The 20,300-nt window shown below is 39.9% G+C and carries 12 protein-coding genes; 4 read left to right on the forward strand and 8 right to left on the reverse strand.

The annotated features are described in order from the left end of the window. Positions 1 to 359 (forward strand): transposase (locus ACTHRH_RS09015; protein WP_440415159.1); only part of this gene is annotated, 359 nt, incomplete at its 5' end. A gap of 465 nt (positions 360 to 824) precedes the next feature. Here ACTHRH_RS09015 and ACTHRH_RS09020 read toward each other — a convergent pair. Genes ACTHRH_RS09020 through ACTHRH_RS09040 form a run of 5 tightly spaced genes read right to left on the reverse strand, consistent with a single transcriptional unit; the run spans position 825 to position 9,787 of the window. Further along, on the reverse strand, positions 825 to 2,132 hold the full coding sequence (locus ACTHRH_RS09020) for a nucleotide sugar dehydrogenase (RefSeq protein ID WP_440415161.1): 1,308 nt from the start codon (positions 2,130 to 2,132) through the stop codon (positions 825 to 827). A gap of 17 nt (positions 2,133 to 2,149) precedes the next feature. Continuing rightward, entirely contained in the window at positions 2,150 to 4,825 is a 2,676-nt protein-coding gene (locus ACTHRH_RS09025; RefSeq protein WP_440415163.1) for a glycosyltransferase, read from the reverse strand. Positions 4,826 to 4,865: 40 nt separating this feature from the next. Continuing rightward, positions 4,866 to 7,403 carry a glycosyltransferase gene (locus ACTHRH_RS09030; RefSeq protein ID WP_440415165.1) on the reverse strand — a complete coding sequence of 846 codons (2,538 nt, stop codon included), beginning with the start codon at positions 7,401 to 7,403 and terminating at the stop codon, positions 4,866 to 4,868. A 53-nt stretch (positions 7,404 to 7,456) separates the two neighbouring features. Next, positions 7,457 to 8,992, reverse strand: coding sequence for an ABC transporter ATP-binding protein (locus ACTHRH_RS09035; RefSeq protein ID WP_440415167.1), 1,536 nt, complete (start codon positions 8,990 to 8,992; stop codon positions 7,457 to 7,459). 18 nt (positions 8,993 to 9,010) lie between these two features. Then, entirely contained in the window at positions 9,011 to 9,787 is a 777-nt protein-coding gene (locus ACTHRH_RS09040) for an ABC transporter permease (protein ID WP_440415169.1), read from the reverse strand. A 691-nt stretch (positions 9,788 to 10,478) separates the two neighbouring features. On the opposite strand from ACTHRH_RS09040, the gene ACTHRH_RS09045 reads away from it, so the two are divergent. The 3 genes from ACTHRH_RS09045 (at position 10,479) to tnpA (ending at position 15,362) form a co-directional block, all read left to right on the forward strand. After that, complete coding sequence (locus ACTHRH_RS09045) at positions 10,479 to 12,959, forward strand: O-antigen ligase family protein (RefSeq protein WP_440415171.1); 2,481 nt, start codon at positions 10,479 to 10,481, stop codon at positions 12,957 to 12,959. A gap of 121 nt (positions 12,960 to 13,080) precedes the next feature. Further along, positions 13,081 to 14,700, forward strand: a complete 1,620-nt coding sequence (locus ACTHRH_RS09050) for an S-layer homology domain-containing protein (protein ID WP_440415173.1) — start codon at positions 13,081 to 13,083, stop codon at positions 14,698 to 14,700. Positions 14,701 to 14,891: 191 nt separating this feature from the next. After that, a complete protein-coding gene (tnpA, locus tag ACTHRH_RS09055; protein WP_144942112.1) occupies positions 14,892 to 15,362 on the forward strand; it encodes an IS200/IS605 family transposase in 471 nt (156 codons plus the stop codon). Between the two features lie 469 nt (positions 15,363 to 15,831). Here tnpA and ACTHRH_RS09060 read toward each other — a convergent pair whose 3' ends face one another. From ACTHRH_RS09060 to ACTHRH_RS09070, 3 genes are all read right to left on the reverse strand, one after another. Beyond that, complete coding sequence (locus ACTHRH_RS09060; protein WP_440415176.1) at positions 15,832 to 16,884, reverse strand: copper amine oxidase N-terminal domain-containing protein; 1,053 nt, start codon at positions 16,882 to 16,884, stop codon at positions 15,832 to 15,834. Positions 16,885 to 16,951: 67 nt separating this feature from the next. Next, complete coding sequence (locus ACTHRH_RS09065) at positions 16,952 to 17,653, reverse strand: hypothetical protein (protein WP_440415178.1); 702 nt, start codon at positions 17,651 to 17,653, stop codon at positions 16,952 to 16,954. Between the two features lie 101 nt (positions 17,654 to 17,754). Continuing rightward, a complete protein-coding gene (locus ACTHRH_RS09070) occupies positions 17,755 to 20,223 on the reverse strand; it encodes an S-layer homology domain-containing protein (protein ID WP_440415278.1) in 2,469 nt (822 codons plus the stop codon). Positions 20,224 to 20,300 lie beyond the last annotated feature (77 nt).

Below are 20,300 nucleotides of genomic sequence, written 5' to 3' on the forward strand. Positions count from 1 at the left end.
GGATGGCTCCAGGCAATAACGAAAGCGCTGGAAAGCGCAAGTCCGGTCGAACACGAAAGGGTAACAAAAAGCTTCGATCCACCCTAGTAGAAGCTGCTCGTTCTGCTGCAAGAACAAAGAACACTTATTTATCTGCCCAGTACCAACGTATTGCTTCCCGTAGGGGGAAAAATCGCGCTGCAGTAGCAGTAGGGCATACTATTTTAACCATAGCCTATCATCTCTTAACGCGGAAAGAAAACTATATCGAACTCGGTGCCGATTTTTATGATCAAAGGCGAAGAGACATCGTAATTAAGCAAGCAATTAAACGTTTAGAGTCATTGGGAATCAGAATCAACATCGAACAATCGGCCTAAATTTGATACATACCTAATTTTTCCAAGTCCCTTATTTGGCAAAGGGTCTAGTTTCGTATTGTCTAAAAAGTTACTTTATGCATATCTAGATTTTCAAGGTAGAAGATAAAGATAACCGCATAAACATTGAAGCGGACACATAAAATAGGTAAAGAAGAAAGAACAAAACCCCGTACGATGAAAAGCATAAAAGACATACTAGAATCTTCACATATACACAATCCTAGTCTTCTGATAGACTCAGACTATGATAAGTACCACCTTGTAGATGTATACTGATAGCGCAAAAACAATTGAAGAATAATGAAGGTATACCAACCCTTGATATATTTAGGTATAAATAGAGTTCCTTTGAACTCCCAATTTTGAAAATACAGCTTTCTTATACGTGTCTTCGACATTACTGCTCATTTGGACTCAACACATCCCAATACTTCTTATACCTATTTATCCAAGCAACAAAATTTATGCTTTAATGACATTCATATAGTTTTTTCTATATACCCCCCTTGTATCTACAATTAACTTGCTATGTTTTAATATTAAGTCATAATCCACATCGTCATGATTCGTACTGATAATCACACAGTCCATAAGTGTTAAGTTTTCTTTAGTAATATCCAAAGAACTTAAATCAAATTTATAATCTCGCATTTTTGGAAAATGGGGGACATATGGATCAGAGTAAAATATATTAGCCCCTTTCTTTCTAAGTTGTTCCATTAGTTCAACAGATGGCGATTCTCTTACATCATCAATATTTTTCTTATAGGCCAAACCAATAACAAGAACATTTGAATTTTTTAATGATCTTTCATTATCGTTCAAACCATCAATAACTTTCTGAACTACCCATTCTGGCATCTTGGTATTGATTTCACCCGATAATTCGATAAACTTTGTACTTATTCCATACTCTTTTGCTTTCCATGTCAAATAAAATGGATCAATTGGAATACAATGGCCTCCAAGTCCTGGCCCCGGATAAAATGGAGTAAATCCAAATGGCTTGGTTGCCGCAGCGTCTATTACTTCCCATATATCTATTTCCATCTTATCAGCTATCATTTTCATCTCATTAACCAATCCAATATTTACAGATCGATATATATTTTCAAGTAATTTCGTTAATTCAGCAGCTTTTGTCGAACTCAAAGGGATTACCTTTTCAATAATATTCCCATACAATGCAACCCCTACATCTAAACATGACTTTGTTGTTCCTCCTACAACCTTAGGAATTGTACTTGTTGAAAAATTTGGATTTCCTGGATCTTCACGCTCTGGAGAGTATATAAGAAAGAAGTCTTCACCCACTTTGAAGCCCCTGCTTTCGATTCTTGTAAGCAACTCTTCTTCCGTCGTTCCAGGATAGGTAGTACTTTCTAAACTGACTACTTGTCCCGAACGTATATAAGGTAAAATAGATTGAATTGTATTAATAACATAAGACAAGTCAGGCTCTCTAAATTGATTAAGTGGAGTAGGCACACACATGATAACTGCATCCACGTATCTAATATCTGCAAAGTCTGTCGAAGCTGTTAACTTATTCTCATTGGTAGCCTCTTTTAATAGTTTTGATGGTATATGTTTAAAGTAACTTATACCACTATTTATCTTCTGAATTTTATCTGGGTCAATATCGAATCCAACCACTTTTATACCAGATCGAGCAAATGCAATTGCAAGTGGTAAACCGACATATCCCATGCCAATAACACCTACCACTATACTTCTATTTTCTATTTTCTGTAATAAAACGTCTTTCATGTCTATCCCCTCTAATTCTACATAGATTTTTGTAATTGTCTTAATTTCAATCTATTTATATGCTTTGTATACCCAAAATTTTCTTCTACATAGTTTAAGGCGATCTCTACCTGCGTGTTGTAATAATTCGGATCTGACATTAACAGTTGAACCTTTTTTTGCACCTCTGAAGGTTCCGCATAAATAGCTGAGTTCCCAAATAATTCCTTGTAACTATACGGAATTATAACGGGAACACCCGCGGACATGGCTTCAAATATAACTCTTCCAAACGCTTCAATACAATCAGGATGAGTATAATAAACGAAAACATCAATATCTTTCAAAAATTCTGTTGGGGACATTTCCCCAAATTGATAGACTCGCCAATTGGGGGGTAATTCCCCTAAAGTCTCTTCGGGCGTTTTCGCCCCACCAAGAACATGTATTTCATACTCATCTGAATTCGGATAAATTTCTAATAACTGATTGGGGTCTGGCGGCCATTTGACATACATATCTCTAGAATGTCTACCAATACGTATTTTTGATTTTTTATCCGGCCTCTTCTTTCGTTTCCATTCATTTACATCTATAATATTCACCCAATCACTTGTAGAAAGATTAATCTTATTAATTTCTGTTAAATGCTGCTCCATAAGAGTTTTTCTGACTTGAGGCCCAATTGGATACCAAATACCTTCATGTCCAAAATAGTCAATTACACGTTGATTTGAATGAATAATGTCAAAAGCCACTTCACTATTCTTGTCTCCATAATCTTTCAATGGAGTTTGATTAATTATGATAGAGATGTTCTTTGCTACTACGTTCGGTATATACTCTTGTTTTTCTTGAAGTATTGGTGGATGCCTTATTATTAAATTATCACAATATACCGTCTCACCATAAACTAGCATTTGAACTTGATCTCCATCTATTAAGTCTCTAATTTTTTGATTAATTCCTTTGATACTAGAAGTAGTGTACCTAGACATTTGAATTAATCCTGTCTTTAATCCTGCTTTTTTTTGAGCTTTGATTTCTTCTATGTTCGAAGATGTAGTTCCCCCAGGAAGTCTAAAATCTGATACAATAATTACATCAAAATGCCTATTTTCCCCCACAATTCGATTATGTAACATTGGATAGGGAACTGGAAAAATGCGTTTTTCTTGAGGAAACGGATACTTTAAATTTCCTCCACTTGAATGATACGAAGTAAAAGCCTCAACATATTCTTTTCTCGCCCCAAAATAATGACCTTGGAATCCGAACTTGCTACTGCCAGTCAGCGAATCATTTCGAAGTCTTGGAAACGATAGTGGACCATCTAGATTAACAACTGCTTTATCGCCAAAAACCTTTCGAATTCTACGTAGTAGTTCACCGTCACCTCCAAACCTAACACTATCCCAAAATCCTAAAGCTTCCATCACTGGAATACGCCTAAACATAAGGGAAGATAAATTAGGTGATATATAGAATCTTTGGCTATTCCTGCGAGGAAATTTAAAGTCTTCAGTTGCACGAAATTGACTTGTTGTATTTCCGATTAACTGTGGATTATCCAATAAATGTAGTACTTGTCGTTCTATTTTTTGTGAATGTGACCAGTCATCAGCATCATGACAAGTAACATATTCACCTGATGCAGCTTTTAACCCTAGATTACGTGCTACATATGTTCCTCCATTTGTATGTGCTTTTATTAGACGAATCCTTCCATCTCTTTCAGCGTATTTTTCAATAATCCTTACCGTGTTATCGGTACTACAATCATCAACTACAATTACCTCAAGATTGCTCCATGTTTGATTTAATACTGAATTAATCGCCGTCTCAATAACATTCTCTGCATTATAAACCGGAATAATAACCGTTACAGTTGGATTAGATGTATGCTCATTAAATGTCGTTTTATCTCTCTTGATACATTTTAATCCATCGTATATTGAACTATTACTAATAGAATTATCAAATTCCACATGCGAAAGATCGTACATATCCATTATTTTATTTATCCATTTCAATCTTTCATTTAAACTTTCTTCATAATTCGCTGCAGCCACATATAGATCAGGATGTTTTTCAATTGTGATCGCATTTAATATTATAGTACGCGCTTCTTCTATATTGTCTAATATTTCATGACACTCCGCCGAAAGTATCGCATATTCACGCAAATAGTTTGTCTCCGTCTTATCTTTCATTGTCATTTCAAGTAATTCTAAACAATTTTTTGCAGCTTCTTTTGTCCTAATATCTGCATACCAAAGTGCTAACTCCCAGGCAGCACTTTGTCTGATAGTTTGGATTGGAGATTTAAATGCCAATTCTTTTAATTCTTCCCAAGGGCGTTCACTAAATCCTAAACTATATAATTTTCCCCTAATGTGGTTAATTAGTTTCACTTGTCTGTTCTTTTTTTTATTTTTACCCTTAATTTTTGATTGATTACCTTTTTCAGTTGTGTCTTGCAATTTCAATAGTACTTTACACTTATGAATGATACTTCTAAGAACTCTTGTATATCTCCATGATTTACTATTCTCTATTTCGCGATATTTTCTTTTATAGTAATTTCTTTCTCTAATAAGTCTCTTGTTTTCAGCTAATAAAAATTCAATGTGAATTTGTCCACCAGTCGCACCTCTTGAGTAAGGGTTCATTTGATTAGACAGTTGTTGGGTGTTTATTTCTTCTTCCTTCATAGTTTTAAATCACACTCCGTTCCATCAATTGCAACCTTGACTATTTTGTTAATCTTGATATATGTTTGCCATACCCAAACTTCTGATCCACATAACGATAAGCTAACTCAACTTGCTCTTTGTAAAAAGTACGGTCATTCATTAGCATTTGAATGTATTTTTGCACTTCATTTGGTTCCGCATATATAGCCGCCTCTCCAAATAATTCATGATAACTATGCGGTAATATTACTGGTACTCCGACTGCCATTGCTTCTATAATGACTCGACCAAAGGATTCAATGCAATCGGGGTGAATGTAATAAACAAAAATATCAAGGCCTGCCAAAAAATCCTTAGGATGCTGATCACCAAATTCAAGCACGTTCCAATTTCGGGGCAACTTACCAAGAGTTTGTTCTGGTATTTTTGCTCCCCCCAGTACGCAAATCTCATAATCTTCGGAATCAGGATAAATGGTCATTAACATTTCTGGATCTGAGGGCCATTTCACATATTGGTCTCTCGAATGTCTTCCTATCCGGATTTTCGGGTGATTTTCTGGAAACTTATTTCGCCTCCATTCATTTATATTAACTATGTTGAACCAATCTTCATTAGATAAATCTATCGTTTTAAGTTCGTCCATATGATTTTGTTCGAGCGTTTTCCTTAATGCTGGACCTATGGGATACCAAATAGCCTTATTTCCAAAATACTGTTCTAGGTTTTCTTTGCAACGTTTTATATCATATACAGTCTCTCCATCTAACCCATAGTCAATTTTAGGAGTTTGATTAATTATTACTTTAATTTTCTTTGCCACGACATCAGGAATATATCGTTGTTTTTCTTGTAATATAGGCGGGTGCCTGATAATAAGCACATCACAGGAAACTTTCTCACCAAAAACGATCATCCGCACATGATTACCGTCTATTAATTGACGAACTTTATCATTGATTGGTGTATTTGCATCTCCTGTATAACGTGATATTTGAATAAGTCCAGTACTTAAACCAGCATTTTTTTGCGCTTTGATTTCTTCAATATTAGAAGATGTTGTACCGCCAGTAAGTCTGAAATCGGAAGCAATTATTACATCAAAATGATTTCGTTTTGAAGTATCATTATCATTTCGATCAGGCATCATTGGTAAAGGAACTGCAAAAGGGCGTTTTCCCAGTGGAAAAGAATAATAAAGGGACTCTCCTTTATTATGATAGTGAGTAAACGCTTCGACATATTCTTTTCTTGCTCCAAACAAATACCCATAATAACCAAATGCACCATTTTCAGTTAACGAATTAGCTGATACTCGTGGAAAAGATAATGGGCCTATGTCCAGTGTCTTGATGGACTTTTCACCAAATATCTTTTTAATGCGGCGAATAAACTCTCCATCTCCACCAAAACGTACACTATCCCAATAGCCAACGGAATCAAGTACAGGAATTCTACGGAATAATAGAGAAGATATATTAGGTGACAAATATCCTCGCTGACAATTTCTTCGATGAAAAAAAAGATCTTCGGATAATCTACATTGTAATGATATAGTACCTAATACTGAGGGATGTTCTATTAAATAAATTACCTGCTTCTCTATTTTCTCTGGATGAGACCAATCATCTGCATCGTGGCAAGTTATAAATTCCCCAGTAGCTGCTTTTAGGCCTATATTTCTTGCCATGTATGCCCCGCTATTCTTCCCAGTATGCATCAATTGTATTCTATGATCGTTTTTTGCATGCTGCTTAATTAATTCTACAGTATTATCCTCGCTACAGTCATCAATTATTATAATTTCTAAGTTATTCCACGTTTGAGCCAAGACAGAATTAATTGCAGTATCAATGAATTTGCCCGCATTATAAACAGGCATAATAACGGTAACCTTTGGCTTATTTTTATCTATCTTATGAACTCCTAATAAATTATTAGTACTTAAAGAATCATAAGTACTTAGTCGAGGTAGTTCTCGGGAGAGTTGCACTTTGTTCAATCCGTTATGTTCAAATACTTTATTTATCCATTTAATTCTTACCTCGATATCGTCTTCAAGATTTGCAGCAGCAAACAGGAGATCAGGATGAGAATCTTTCTCGATCATTTGAAATAATATTTTTTGCGCTTCAGTTAATTTGCCTATTCTCGCAAGACATTCGGCTTTAATTATTGTGGCTTGTCTCAATCGTTTAGGAGTTTCGTCGCCATTCATAGCTATGTCTAGAAATTCCAAGCATTTAGCAGCACCTTCATTTGTTCGTTGATCAGCATAATAAAGTGACAACTCCCATGCGGAGGCTTTTTGTAATTTGGGTTTGGAGTAATCCGCCGCCATAATCTCTAAATCTTCTAGCGCTTTCTCTGTGAAGCCAAGGTTAAGTAACTTCGTAATCAATTGTTTGACATGATGGACGGAAAAATAATCCTCTGAATGCAGAATTTTTTTAATAAATTCCTTATGTTTGATAGACATTTTCTTTTTCAACGTCTCTATTTGAGTATCCGTCAATCTCTCATATATAAAAGCTGTAATAAAGCTTATTAACTTTCTAGCGGCAGCATTTTGTATCAATTTATGCAATACTTTCATAAAATATCCTGCTCACATCCATCCCTCAAGACTGCAATCTATAATTCTGTTGTTTATAGAGAAGTCTTCAATTTACTTTTTGTAACTGTTTTATATTTTTTGACAACTTCTTTGGTTGGACCATCAAAAATAATTTCTCCCTTGTCCAACCAAATTGCCCTAGTGCATACTTTTTCAATAAAACCCATACTGTGGGACACAACAATGACTGCCTTTGCTTTGGAGATCATTTCCTGTATCTTCTCAGAAGCTTTTTGATTAAACGCCATATCCCCTGCTGATAATGCCTCATCAATAATAAACACATCTGGATTTAGAAAGGCCGCTACACTAAAACCAAGCCTAGACTTCATACCGCTTGAATATTGCTTAACAGGTTTATCTATAGCTCCACCAATCTCTGAAAAATCAATAATATTAGTGTAATATTGATCTATCGTCTTTTTTGAAATACCTAATAACATACCGTTTAGATAAACATTATCTTTGCCACATAGCTCTCCATTAAACCCTGTTCCGTAACCAAGCAACGATGTAGTCTCACCTTCAATTTGCAAATCTCCATGATCAGGTAACAGTATATTCGTAAGTATTTTGCATAATGTGCTTTTTCCAGCCCCATTGTGTCCGATAATACCTACGACTTCACCCTCATTTATTTTAAAACTGACATTTTTTAATGCCCAGAATAAGTTTTTACCTAATTTGTATGAAACACTTATATTCTGTGCATTTATAATTGTTTGATCTGTTTTCTTTGTGACTATTTGTTGCAATACAAGTCCGTGCTTATTTTTTTTGTGTTTTTTTTCTTTCACTGTTTGTTCGTAATGACTTACAATATCTCCAGGTTCTCCGATTTCTCGAATGACCCCTTTATCAATCCATATTAAACGATCACAATTTTCCTTTGCGTAGTTAAGACTATGTGTAACAAGAACAACCATTTTAGCCTTTGTTACTAGCTCCCGCATTTTTATTGAGGCTTTTTCGCTAAAAGCCAAATCTCCCGTATTTAATGCCTCATCCAATATAAGTATCTCTGGTTCGGTAAATGCTGCAACGCTAAATCCCAATCTGGCTTTCATCCCACTTGAATAAAACTTAACAGGTTGATCGAAAAATTCACCAATCCCTGAAAAATTATGTATATCTTCTATAAATTCTCTAATCTTCTTTTTTCCAAAACCTAGCATTGTCCCATTTAGATATATGTTCTCCCTCCCTGTCATCTCCTTATTAAAACCCATAGCTAACGAAAACAACGCAGTGACTCGACCGTCTACAATAATGCTACCTTCGTCAGGCTTTACAATCCCAGCTATTAATTTGCATAACGTTGTCTTGCCAGACCCATTTGATCCAATTACACCTAATATTTCACCTTTATATCCTTCAAAATTAATATTTCTTAAAGGCCAAATTTGACGGCGGTCTTTCCCTTCAGTTTTTCTTAATAAGAAGTTATACACTCTAGATTTATAATCAATAGATCGATAACCTGACATATAGGAGATTCCAAGATGTTGAGCCCGAATTATAACTTCTCTGCCACCATTACTAAAATTTATTTTATCATATTTATTCATAACTATTGGATATCTCCTTTAAAGGGCTTTAATAATTTTATGTTCATTATGACTGTAATAGTATATTAAAGCTGCCGTTGCCAGTAAGCATAAAAATCCAATCATAAGCAAAACAGCAATATTGGGTGCTTGTCCATACATAAGAATATTACGGTACCCATTAAGAATGTAAGACATCGGGTTAAACGTTTCTATCCATCTATAAGCTTCAGGAAGACGACTTCCTTCCCAAATAACGGGGGAAGCATAAAACCATATACGCAAAATATGGGAAGTAACATTACCAATATCTCTTATAAAGACTGAAATATAGGATACTAATATACTAATCGTCATTAAGAATAGCAATTGCACAATAACTATTAAGGGTAAATATAGTATGTTTGCTTGCGGAATAATTCCAAATGCCACTAGAAACAACGCGACAACTATTAAACCAAACATAAAGTTAATTAATTGGGATAAGGTTCTCGTAATAGGAAAAATAACCTTCGGTAAATTTACTTGTTGTATGATAGAAGAATATTGTAATATTGCTCTAGTGGAGCTGCTAACTGCTGAACTTGTCCACCTCCATGCTACTTGTCCTATGACAAGATATACCGCGAAATTCTCTCCTCCTCTTCCTAATACGATTACAATTAGAAAATAATAAACAAGTGCGCCAAGTAATGGATCAAGCAACCACCAAAAATAACCAAGAAAACTATTTCGATGTTCTGCCTTTAGTCCCGATTTAACTAAATATGCAATTAAATCTTTTCTTTTTAATATTTCACTCAAGTAAGCTTTCATCCTTAAATGCACCTTTCTCTCTTTACATAATACCCTATTATACCAAACGCTGTTTGTCTTGCTATAATGTAATTTTTCCTAGGACAAGACGATACTTGTCCAACGTTTGCTAATGTCAATCGAATAGCATGAACAGCGGGAAATGTGGAGCAGCGTATCATTAAATTGATCATTACGAACTATGCAAATAATTGTAAAATGAAAGCCTAAAGGCCAGTGGATGCTAACTCGTTAAACACAAAAATCAGTATTTAGAAAATGTCATAGTTTAGAAGCACTTATAAACAAAAAAACGCTAGCCATCAAAGCCTTTTTAGCACTGTAGTTGTCATTTACTCAAATCTTTTCCTATATCCACAATTAATATGAGAAGCCCTCCCCTTATTTCCGTGATTAGACGGCTTCTATAGAAATTTTCTATAAATAACCATTATAACCTTGCTCCATTGATATGAACAGCCTGATGTTAGATTATCAGTTAAATATTTTCAGACATACCAATCAAAGCGAAAAGAATGTTTGTTTAAATTTTTGCAGTTTTAAAATCTGAATCCTAACCCTTCAACTATGCCTCTAGATCCGGCCTACAACATATTGGATTAAATTTCGACCATCGGAGAATTAGTTTCACTCCCCCTTCTACCTGTGATAAAATATTGTAGAATTACGTTTAAAAAGGGAGTACTCGATAATGAAACATAAAGCAAAAGGAAAATCCTCCTCATCAAGTACATTAGCAACAAATGACTCTCATTCCATTTTATTCTGGTCGTTAATTGCCATTGCAGTTTTATTTTTACTGTGGGCCCCGTTTCAAAGGGGGCTGTTTAATGGCTATAACATGGACTTCGATCGGCCTATCTATTCGTCCTTTGTTTGGTCATCTATTTTATTGCTAATTACTTCTTTTTACTTATTTTTCAACTATAAGTATCGCAATTTACGAGATTTTTTTGTACTTTACATTTGGTTGGTTCCGTTAAGTTTTTTAATCTCTTTAATTGGTGCCGCATCTCATTATTATGGTGCCAACATGCTGTACATGCATATGATGTATGCAACATTTTTTATTTTAGCCATTTATGTTACTAATAACCGGCTTGGAAATAATATTCTGCAATATACTTTATTAATATCCGGATATTTAATAGTTATTTTCGGTATGCTCAATTGGCTTGGCAATCTTAAAATTGCTAATGGAATTGCTGAACTTTTCACGAGCCTAAAAGGATTACCCGCCTATAAACATGCGGTGATGAGTGATTCCAACGGCCTGAGACTTACTTCCGTATTTCAATACGCTAATACTTATTCTGCCTATTTAATAGCTCTACTCTTTGGGTGTATGCTTTTCATTTTCAGATCACGCAAATGGTATCCTGTTGCTTTGCATTCTCTAATGCTGGTTCCAATCCTTGTTTCTTTCATGCTAACCCTCTCCCGCGGAGGATTGGTTATATTACCTGTCGTGCTCCTGGTGCTGCTTTTGTTTTTTTCCGTGGAAAGACAGATCAAGCTGCTTTTATACCTGGGAATATCCGCTGTAGCCGTATTACTGACTATTGGAAACATTACAGAAATCGGTTCGAGCTTACAAAATAATTTCAGCCCGAGTTTATCGCTCAAAGGCTGGGGAATTCTTGCAGTGGCCTCGATTATTGTTTCGGTTCTTGTCACATTGTTGAATCGTTATCTATCCCCAGTGTTAGAAAAAACAATACAGGAAAAAATCAAGCTGCGATATGCACCAGTCATTTTGCCGGTTGGGGCTGTAATCCTAGGAACCATAGCTGTTGTCATTCTATTTACGGATACTGGGATCACCAAGCTTCTGCCCGAAAATATTAGAATAAGGATAGACAATATCAATTTTCAACAGCATAGTGTATTGGAGAGAGGAACTTTCTATGCTGATTCGTTGAAATTGGTCAAAGATTATCCTGTTTTCGGAGCTGGCGGCGGCGGCTGGGCAGCACTTTATGAGAAATATCAAAACAATCCTTACACGAGCAAACAAGCTCACAACTTCTTCCTACAATATCTTGTTGAAGTCGGAATTTTCGGGTTTCTCATTTTTGCCGTTTTACTTGGGTTAGTTTTATATAACTATTGCAGAATCTACTTTAAAAGCGACAAGGATACGAAAGATACCAGGGTCCTATATCTCATTATTTTGATCTCATTGCTTATTCATAGCGTTATCGATTTCAATCTGAGTTATGCGTACCTTGCTATTGTCGTTTTTATATGCTTAGGTGGACTTGTGTCCAGTTTTGACACGATAGCAGCGCCATTCACAAATCGATTAAGCAAATGGGAAAGTTATCTGCCGAAAATAATTTCCGGGGGAACGCTTGTTACAGCCATTGTCTTTATCACCATGTCAATCAGGCTCCTTTCCGGGAATACCTATTATCACCAGGCCATTGCGGAAGCACAGCAAGCGAAGCCATATACAGAGGTTATTGCTACGGTGGACAAAGCCTTGTCAATGCAGCCTAATCATCCGGATTACGTTGATCTAAAGCAGGATATTTTGATGCAGGTGTTCCGACAAATAAAAGATCCTTCATTGGAACAAGAAGCCGTTCAGCTTATTAAGGATTTTAGGAAAGCGGAGCCGTACCATCGGTTGGGGATATTATTCCAATTAAATTTTTTCATGGAACAGAGAAACTTTTTGGAGGCTCACAGCGTCAATATAGAAGGGATAGAAATTTTCCCGTGGGATATCGATATGTATCAATCCCTGGTGTATATTTTGTACGAGTTGGGGAATCAGTCCAGGTCGGATAAAAATATTGCACAGACCGACCAATATTGGAATGAGGCCATCGAACTATATAATGTTGTTCTTGCCAAAGTGAAGCATTTAGAATCTCTGCCGGAAGGACAGCTTCAGGGGAGAGAATTTAATGTGACCCCAGCTATTGCTTTATATGCGGGGCAGATATATTATATCAAGGGTGACTACTCTAATGCGGAATCGGCATTGAAACATGGAATCACTGATAACTTAGAGGATTCGTTGGCTCAGACTATCGCCAGGTGGTACCTTGCAGCTCTGCATAAACAAGGGAAATCGGAGGACAGCTTGAAAGAGAAGCTCTTCATCGCAAACCCTCAAGAGGCTAAAAAACTTGAAGAGCTGCTAAATACAAAATTTGATTGAATCGATATATCAATTGTTTCTCAGAAACTACCATTTGGTGTGAAAAGATGCTATACTTTTAAACTGATAATGATACTTTTTATATTTTTAATTTACGCTTGAAAGGAGGTGAAACTATTCAATGCTTTCTAATAAAAACAATCAATTGCGAGGGAGAGATAGGAACTTGTTTAAAGCTTCTGTTATGAAAAAGATGTCCGGTCTTCTCGCGACCCTTATGATCGTATCCATTCTTACTCCGCTGCTTGCTTTTGCATCCGGATTTGGAGCGATTACATATAAGGCGAACGGAAACGTAACCGGCAGTGTTTATTTTGATGGCGTCGATTATGATGCTCTCAAAGACCAAGATTACGTCACTTTGGCAGTTTATGATGAGAAAGGTAAAATTCAAAGTATTATCGCCAATAAGGACACGTCGAGGAATGTCACTGGTATTGTATATTTTAACATCAGCGGCACAATAACTGATGCGACCTACACTAAGATTAAACTCAAGTATAACGATGATGTAGTATCTGACTGGGTTTACAGAGAAACCTCTGGCGGTAATCCTGGCGGTAGTTACCCTGGCGGCGGCTTTGGCGGCCCGATCGGCGGCATCGTTGATTTAAACGGTAAAGCTGACGCTAACAGACTGGCTAATCTGCTGAAAGAAAACAAAAATGCATCTTTGGAAATCCAAAATGATTTTGTTCTTCTTCCGGCTTCCGCACTGGTTGAAGGGGAAACTCTGACCATCTACAACGAGAATACTTCCTTCACTCTTCCGATCAAAGCTCTCAAGCTTCAAGATCTGGCTAAAGAGATGGGTGTAGAGCTTGAGGATCTGTGGATCCGTGTAGAAATGAAAGAAGTTAAAGACAGCGCACTTAAAGCTATTGAAGATGCAGTTAAAGCTCTGAATGCTAAGCTGCTTGCTACTCCGTACGACTTCAAAGTTACCGCTGAAGCTGGAGATAAGACGAAGGCTATTACTTCCTTCGGCAGCACTTATACTAACAGCTCCATCAACTTTGAAGGCAAAGCAGATGCCAACAAAGCAACCGGTGTTGTTGCCAACTCCAACGCACTGGCTTTCGCTCCTTCCCTATTCAGCAACGATGGAGATAACTCTAAAGTTACCATCAAGCGGAACGGAACTGGCGTTTACGCAGCAATCGAAACGGACATCAGCTTCAACGACGTAGCTTCCCACTGGGCTAAGTCCTATGTTGATCTTCTGTCTCACAAACTGATTGTTGACGGCTATGAAGATGGAAGCTTCGGTCCGGAGCGCAGCATTACTCGTGCTGAATTTGCAGCTATCATCGCTCGCTCTTTAGGTCTGGATACAAGCGCAAGCTCTTCCTCTACTTTCTCTGACGTACAATCTGGCGATTGGTACGCAGGAGTTGTTAACGCAGCTGTTCAAAGCGGAATCGTTGATGGCTACGAAGATGGAACTTTCCGTCCGAATGCCCAAATCAACCGCGAAGAACTGGCCGCTATGGTTGTAAGAGCACTGGCTTATGTCGGTAAAGATGTGAAAGTATCCAGCACGGAGCAAGATGCCCTGTTGGCGAAATTCGCCGATGCGGACAGCATCGTGTGGGGTCAAGCTGAACTGGCTGCTGCTGTTAAAGCAGGAATCGTTGACGGCATGACCGACACTTCGATTGCTCCTAGAAACGATGCAACTCGTGCTCAAGCAGCTACGATGCTGAATCGTCTTCTGAACAACGCAGGATTCATCAACTAATTCTCTTACCACAAAGCCTCGATACTTCGGTATCGAGGCTTTGTTCTTGTTTAGGCTTTAGCCAGTTGAGTGCGTGAAACGCGCGAAACAAAAAACCACCCGCTATGCGGGTGGAGGGATCGAGGGTTTGACCACCAAGACCATTCCGATAAAATTGAGATGTTCAGGCTCAATGAAAGGAATGGTCTTAGATGGCAAACAAGAACTACAGTCTAGCTCACACGAAGTGGATGTGCAAATACCACATTGTGTTCACCCCGAAGTATAGACGGAAAGCGATCTATAATCAAGTGAGGAAAGACTTAATTGAAATTTTCAAACGTCTATGTAAGTACAAGGGAGTGGAGATTCTAGAAGGTCATATGATGCCAGATCATGTGCACATGCTGGTAGCCATTCCGCCCAAGATATCCGTATCATCGTTCATGGGATATCTGAAGGGGAAGAGTTCGCTAATGATCTTTGAAAAGCACGCACAACTCAAGTATAAATATGGAAATCGAAAATTCTGGGCAGAAGGATATTATGTGAGTACAGTGGGCTTAAATGAAGCAACCGTAGCAAAATACATTCGTGAACAAGAGGCACATGACCAAGCTGTAGATAAATTGAGTGTAAAAGAATACGAAGATCCGTTTAGCAGTAACAGGAGCAAAAAGTAATAAACCCGTTTAACGGGTAAGTGAAAGTGACAAATTACACTGAGCCTGAACAACTTTGTTGTCAGGCTAGCGTCTTTAGGCGCAGTTTGGCAACAGGGGGTTATACCCCAAGAGCAAACCACCCGTTGGACGGGTGGTTATGATTTAAGTACTCCTTATCCAGCTTACTTTGCCATGCCCTGCTTACATGGCCTGTCTTATGCGTCGTTACAAGAAAATGATGCCGCCCACGGGCGCGATTTCAAAACTGTATCCTCGGACTGTTTATTCCTTCTCCATGATTTCAGTCGCTTTTCTTTCCAACGACTTAGAGGGGACACCTTTTACGTAAGGCCGTAGGCCCTCCCCTGCTTACTTCCGTTACCACATTTGTCCCAGGTGCAGGCTAAGTCGCATACTTCCAATGGCTAAATGATCTTATCCCTTGTTCTTCCCAGCTATCGAAGAGGCTAAATCCCCCTACTCGCCCTTACTTCATAGAGGACAGCAAGTCGTTAATTACTTCCTGCTCCTTCTCCGATTTAATTCGTTCGTATTCCTCTCTATACTTTTGTACCGCACTGGTGTCGTATCCATTACTGCTTAAGTCATTGGACAGGTCGTTCATGATCTGATTAAATTCGTTGTCAAAGCCGTTTAGCTTGTTCTGACCTTCCGTAATTAAGGAGCTGTCTTTGGTTTGCTTAAATTCATTAATGATAGCACTTAGTTCAGATTCGGCCTTGCTCTGCAAGCTGCCGATTTGAGCCTCCGCCCCTCCGATTATGCTGTCATAGGAAGGCTTGGCCGTTCCATCGCCTGAATCGCCGGAGCCATCATCGTTCCCTCCTCCATTGCCACCCGATCCAGGTGTTCCGGGATTTGCTGATTCTCCGGAGTTATTCGGTGGATTAGGAACGTCCGTTTGTTCTTCGGGCGTATCTTCGGGTCGTTCCGAAGGCTCATCCGGTTTCTTCGGTGTTTCCTTCTTCCCGATGGTTACTGTATAGGTGTCTTGATCCCAGCTCACCTCAAGCCCGAGAGATTCCGAGACGAATCGGATAGGGACATACAACGTATCTTCGAAGATCATTCCTGGCAGGCCCTCTTCCGGCCACTTTTGTTTTCCATCAAAGATATATTGCACTGTCTCGAAATAAACCGAAATCGTTGTCGGGCTTACCGGCTCGCTAGAAGCAGCTTCGGGGGTTCTGACCACCCGATTGAGCTTATAGTCTTTAATCATGGCCTTTTCCTGCTTGCTGGGCTCCTGAATAGTTACGGTATAGGTTTCTTGATCCCACAGAACGGCTTTGTCCAGAGAGTAGGCGACAAACCGCAGGGGTACATAGGTGCTTCCCAGATAGATAAAGCCCTCTTGCCCTTCTGGAGGCCTCATGTTTTCCCCGTTCATTTTAAATTTGAGGGGAGCATAATATACCTGAATTTCTTCACTGATCTGCTGAGCAGAAGCGCTGGTCATCATTCCCAGGAATAGTACGATGGATAATAGCAACGCAAGGACTCGACGCAGTTTATTCACAAGTCTCACCTTTCCTTACAATAGTTTAGATGCTGCAGCTGTATCGCCAATAGATAGAGTCGGGGAATTACTTGCTGGCTTTAGACGACGATTCTTTCAAGCTGTCTTCATAAGACTTCCCTTGGCTCAGGCCTAGCTTGGCAGCAATCGCTATAAGCTCGTCATATTCTTCTTCGCTCAGCTTTTCCAATATCACCTTCTTCGCTTCCCTCTTCTCCTCCACCGACATTCCGCCGGAAGCCAGGTCCATCAGCGTTTTAATGTCTGAGGCGCCCAATCGTTTGAGAAGAACCGAGGTCACCTTCGTCTTATCCTGCAAAGTAATCTGTTCCTGAGCCTTCGACGCCTTATCCGGAGTTATGTTGGCCTGATATTTTCCTTTGTCAGCGGCAGCCTCTTCCTTAGTCTCCTTATCCCCGGAAGAAGGAGGTTGTCCGGAATCAGAGTCAGAAGCGCCACCAGAATCAGGGCCGCTAGTTGGATCAGGGACCGCCTCGCCCTTGTCTTCAGGATCTGGGGTTCCCGACACCGGAACATTCTTATCCCCTTCCTTGGAATCAGACGTTGCCGGATCAGAGGTACGGTCGGGAGAGTTATCCTGTCCTCCCGGTTGGGACACAGCTTCCAGCTCCAGTCCCGCCGAGATCGACCTTAGCATCCGGTCGACCGCATAATCCATGGCGAAATAACCGCCTACAGCAAGAACGATTAGCAAAGCCGCCGACCATCCTAACCATTTCTTCCATTTCCGCTTCTTGATGTTGTCCACCCCCATGGGTCTTGGTTGTAAAATGAATCAAATTGCCTTCCTTTAAGCAAATTCCTCCTCTCAGTCTTGGGGGAGAGGAGGAATTATTCGACGGGACCTGTTTACTTATTCAAGAGCCTGTAGATCATCACTGCGGCCTGGGCTCTTGTCGAGTTATTATTAGGGTTGAACCTCTGATTTTCTTCCCCTATAATAATCCCCTCATAAGCCGCAAGGGATACTCCGGGCATAAGAGTCGAATGGACTTCACCGGCATCTACAAAAAGCTCGGCGGCCTTTTCCATGTCAGGTGTCATCTGATAATCTCTGACTTCCATCAACGCCCGGGAAGCCATGGCGGCCATTTCGGCGCGGGTAATGTACGCGTTAGGCTCGAACTTGTCCTCCGATCGGCCATTGACGACACCGTATTTCACTGCAGCAGCAACGTATGGCTGGAACCAATCCTGATCAGAGACATCGGAGAATGATTCCGTAGCGGTGGAATCCTCCAAACCCAGCACTTTAACAATCATCTTAGCGAACTCTGCGCGTGTTACGAAATCCCGCGGATCAAATTCTCCTTCCGCCCGGCCATCCACAATTCCTTTAGAACTAATCACTGAAATCTGACGGCCTGCCCACTGTTTGACTTCATCCAGGTCATGGAAGGAAACATGATTCTCAATCACTCCATAGACCGAGAAATCCTTATTGCCCACGATCAACGCCTGCTGATCCGGATCATACATTCCTCCTTTTACCAAAGTCTTGCCCTGATCGAATTTGACCAGAGTAAGGAGCTCTTGATCATGGTTGCCCGGGAAAGCCGGAAATCTAAGCTCTACAGGTGTACTAAACGTAGTGAGCGGCTTGCCGCCCGCATCAAAACTCAGCTCATAGACATCAGAGACCAAGGTTTGATGAGCCGCTGTGGCTGGGCGATCCAGCTTTTCCACTTTCCAAATGGTGTCCTCCTGTAACTGATCCGTATCGAAAGTCGCAGTAAGGCCGTTAATCCGGACAGCAATCGCATCTATTCCGTATTCCTTGGCCAAATCCATAAGCTCCTTCTTGATAGGCAATTCAGCCTTGGATACCTCTTTCAATTCGCCAAAATCAAGCGTGAATACAACTTTGGCAGGGCCAGCATCCGGATTTGTTTTCTTAAGCTGTTCATTAGCTTCTTTTGCGATGGCCTTGACGTCCTCCAGAAGGTCCCTTAAGTCCTCTACATCATAATCCGCTTTGGCCACGCCATTTTCTATCTTTAAGCTTTCGTTCAGTTTCGCCACAGCCACGGCACGAATCGCTTCCTCCACCGCTTTTCTGGCTTTCGCCCTGGCTTCATTGCGGGTGTATGAACCCTGTGCTGATTCGAGTCCGGCTATCACTTTAGAGATCGATTCGATGGCCTTACTCACATCCGGCCTGTGAATGGGCGGGGTTGGCGGCCCCCATCCCCCTCCTCCATTACCCCCGCCTGGCCGGGGAGGCTTCGGTGGCTCAGGAGGCTTCGGAGGATTAGGCGGATTTACGATCCCCTTCCCCATCTCAATAGTGCCCTTATAGATCAGCATACTCATGTTCTTATATTCCAAGGTGGCGGCAATGTCCGCTTTGGCTGATTCCACATTATCCGGAAGAATAAAACGTCCTTCCTTCCCGTAAATCTCGCTATCGGATACTACCTTCCAGCTCAGATATGGTAATTTATTAATTTCATAGCCGAACAGCCTCAATGTTGGAGTCAATGTTTTCCCGTTATTCGTTGTTTGCGGCACAAATTCGATTTGAGAACGAGCCAGAACTCCCGCCACGGCCAGTTGTACTTTGTTGTCCGGATCAAGAATACCCGAGAATAATTTCCGTGTCTTCCTCAAATCTTCCGAGGTCACATTGAGCTCTCTAAGCAATTTGCTTATTTTCAAACTTTTGTGCTGTACCACGATCTCAATCGCCTGATCCACCAGCTTGTCCGCTTCCTCTTTAAATCTGCCCTCGATCACTGCTACGAACAGCGAAGGAATTTCCTTCCGGACCAAAGCTTCCAGCTCGTCATAGACCTTCTTCCTGAATTGTTGAAAATCTCCCATACCGATGCCGGGTACGCCGGCCACTTTAGACAATTGATTGAACATTTTGCGTGCCTTGGGATCGCGATGCAGCTCTTCCAAATCCTCTATTAATGTTTCATCGTTAATTGCCGCCATTCTCTGAATCAACCAAACCAGGTTGTCCAGAGTCAGGTCCGGGTATTTGACCTTATCGTCTGCCTTCGATTCCAGCCTGGCCCAGATCGGTGCAACCAAGGCTTTGGCTGTGGCTGCGTCCAGAGATGCCAATCTTGATCTTAACTCTTTAATGACCTGTCGTTCTTCCTCTGTAAAATCCTTGGTTAATTCCTTTATCTGGTCTGCTATTTTATCCGCCAGCTCTGGTAGAGGCAGCTCGGAAAAGTCTGAAGCGGCTGCTCTCTGGATTCCCAACTTATTCGGCCATTCCTGTGAGCTGAGCGGCAGCACAGGCAGCGAGCTTAATACAAAACTCGCGGCTAGCGAAGACACCAGCATCTTCTTCTTCATACCCATCAACTTCAACTCCTTATCCTCCATCTACCATAATCCGAATTACGAACCATATATTAGGAGACTTGTGCAGATTACAA

The organism is Paenibacillus sp. SAFN-117 (assembly GCF_051966115.1).
In the GTDB taxonomy this organism is placed as follows: Bacteria; Bacillota; Bacilli; order Paenibacillales; family NBRC-103111; genus Paenibacillus_L; species Paenibacillus_L residui.

Excerpts from the sequence above, each read along its gene's own strand:
- ACTHRH_RS09020 (WP_440415161.1), bottom strand. The coding sequence starts at position 2,132 with ATGAAAGACGTTTTATTACAGAAAATAGAAAATAGAAGTATAGTGGTA.
- ACTHRH_RS09025 (WP_440415163.1), bottom strand. The coding sequence starts at position 4,825 with ATGAAGGAAGAAGAAATAAACACCCAACAACTGTCTAATCAAATGAAC.
- ACTHRH_RS09030 (WP_440415165.1), bottom strand. The coding sequence starts at position 7,403 with ATGAAAGTATTGCATAAATTGATACAAAATGCTGCCGCTAGAAAGTTA.
- ACTHRH_RS09035 (WP_440415167.1), bottom strand. The coding sequence starts at position 8,992 with ATGAATAAATATGATAAAATAAATTTTAGTAATGGTGGCAGAGAAGTT.
- ACTHRH_RS09040 (WP_440415169.1), bottom strand. The coding sequence starts at position 9,787 with ATGAAAGCTTACTTGAGTGAAATATTAAAAAGAAAAGATTTAATTGCA.
- ACTHRH_RS09045 (WP_440415171.1), top strand. The coding sequence starts at position 10,479 with ATGAAACATAAAGCAAAAGGAAAATCCTCCTCATCAAGTACATTAGCA.
- ACTHRH_RS09050 (WP_440415173.1), top strand. The coding sequence starts at position 13,081 with ATGCTTTCTAATAAAAACAATCAATTGCGAGGGAGAGATAGGAACTTG.
- tnpA (WP_144942112.1), top strand. The coding sequence starts at position 14,892 with ATGGCAAACAAGAACTACAGTCTAGCTCACACGAAGTGGATGTGCAAA.
- ACTHRH_RS09070 (WP_440415278.1), bottom strand. The coding sequence starts at position 20,223 with ATGGGTATGAAGAAGAAGATGCTGGTGTCTTCGCTAGCCGCGAGTTTT.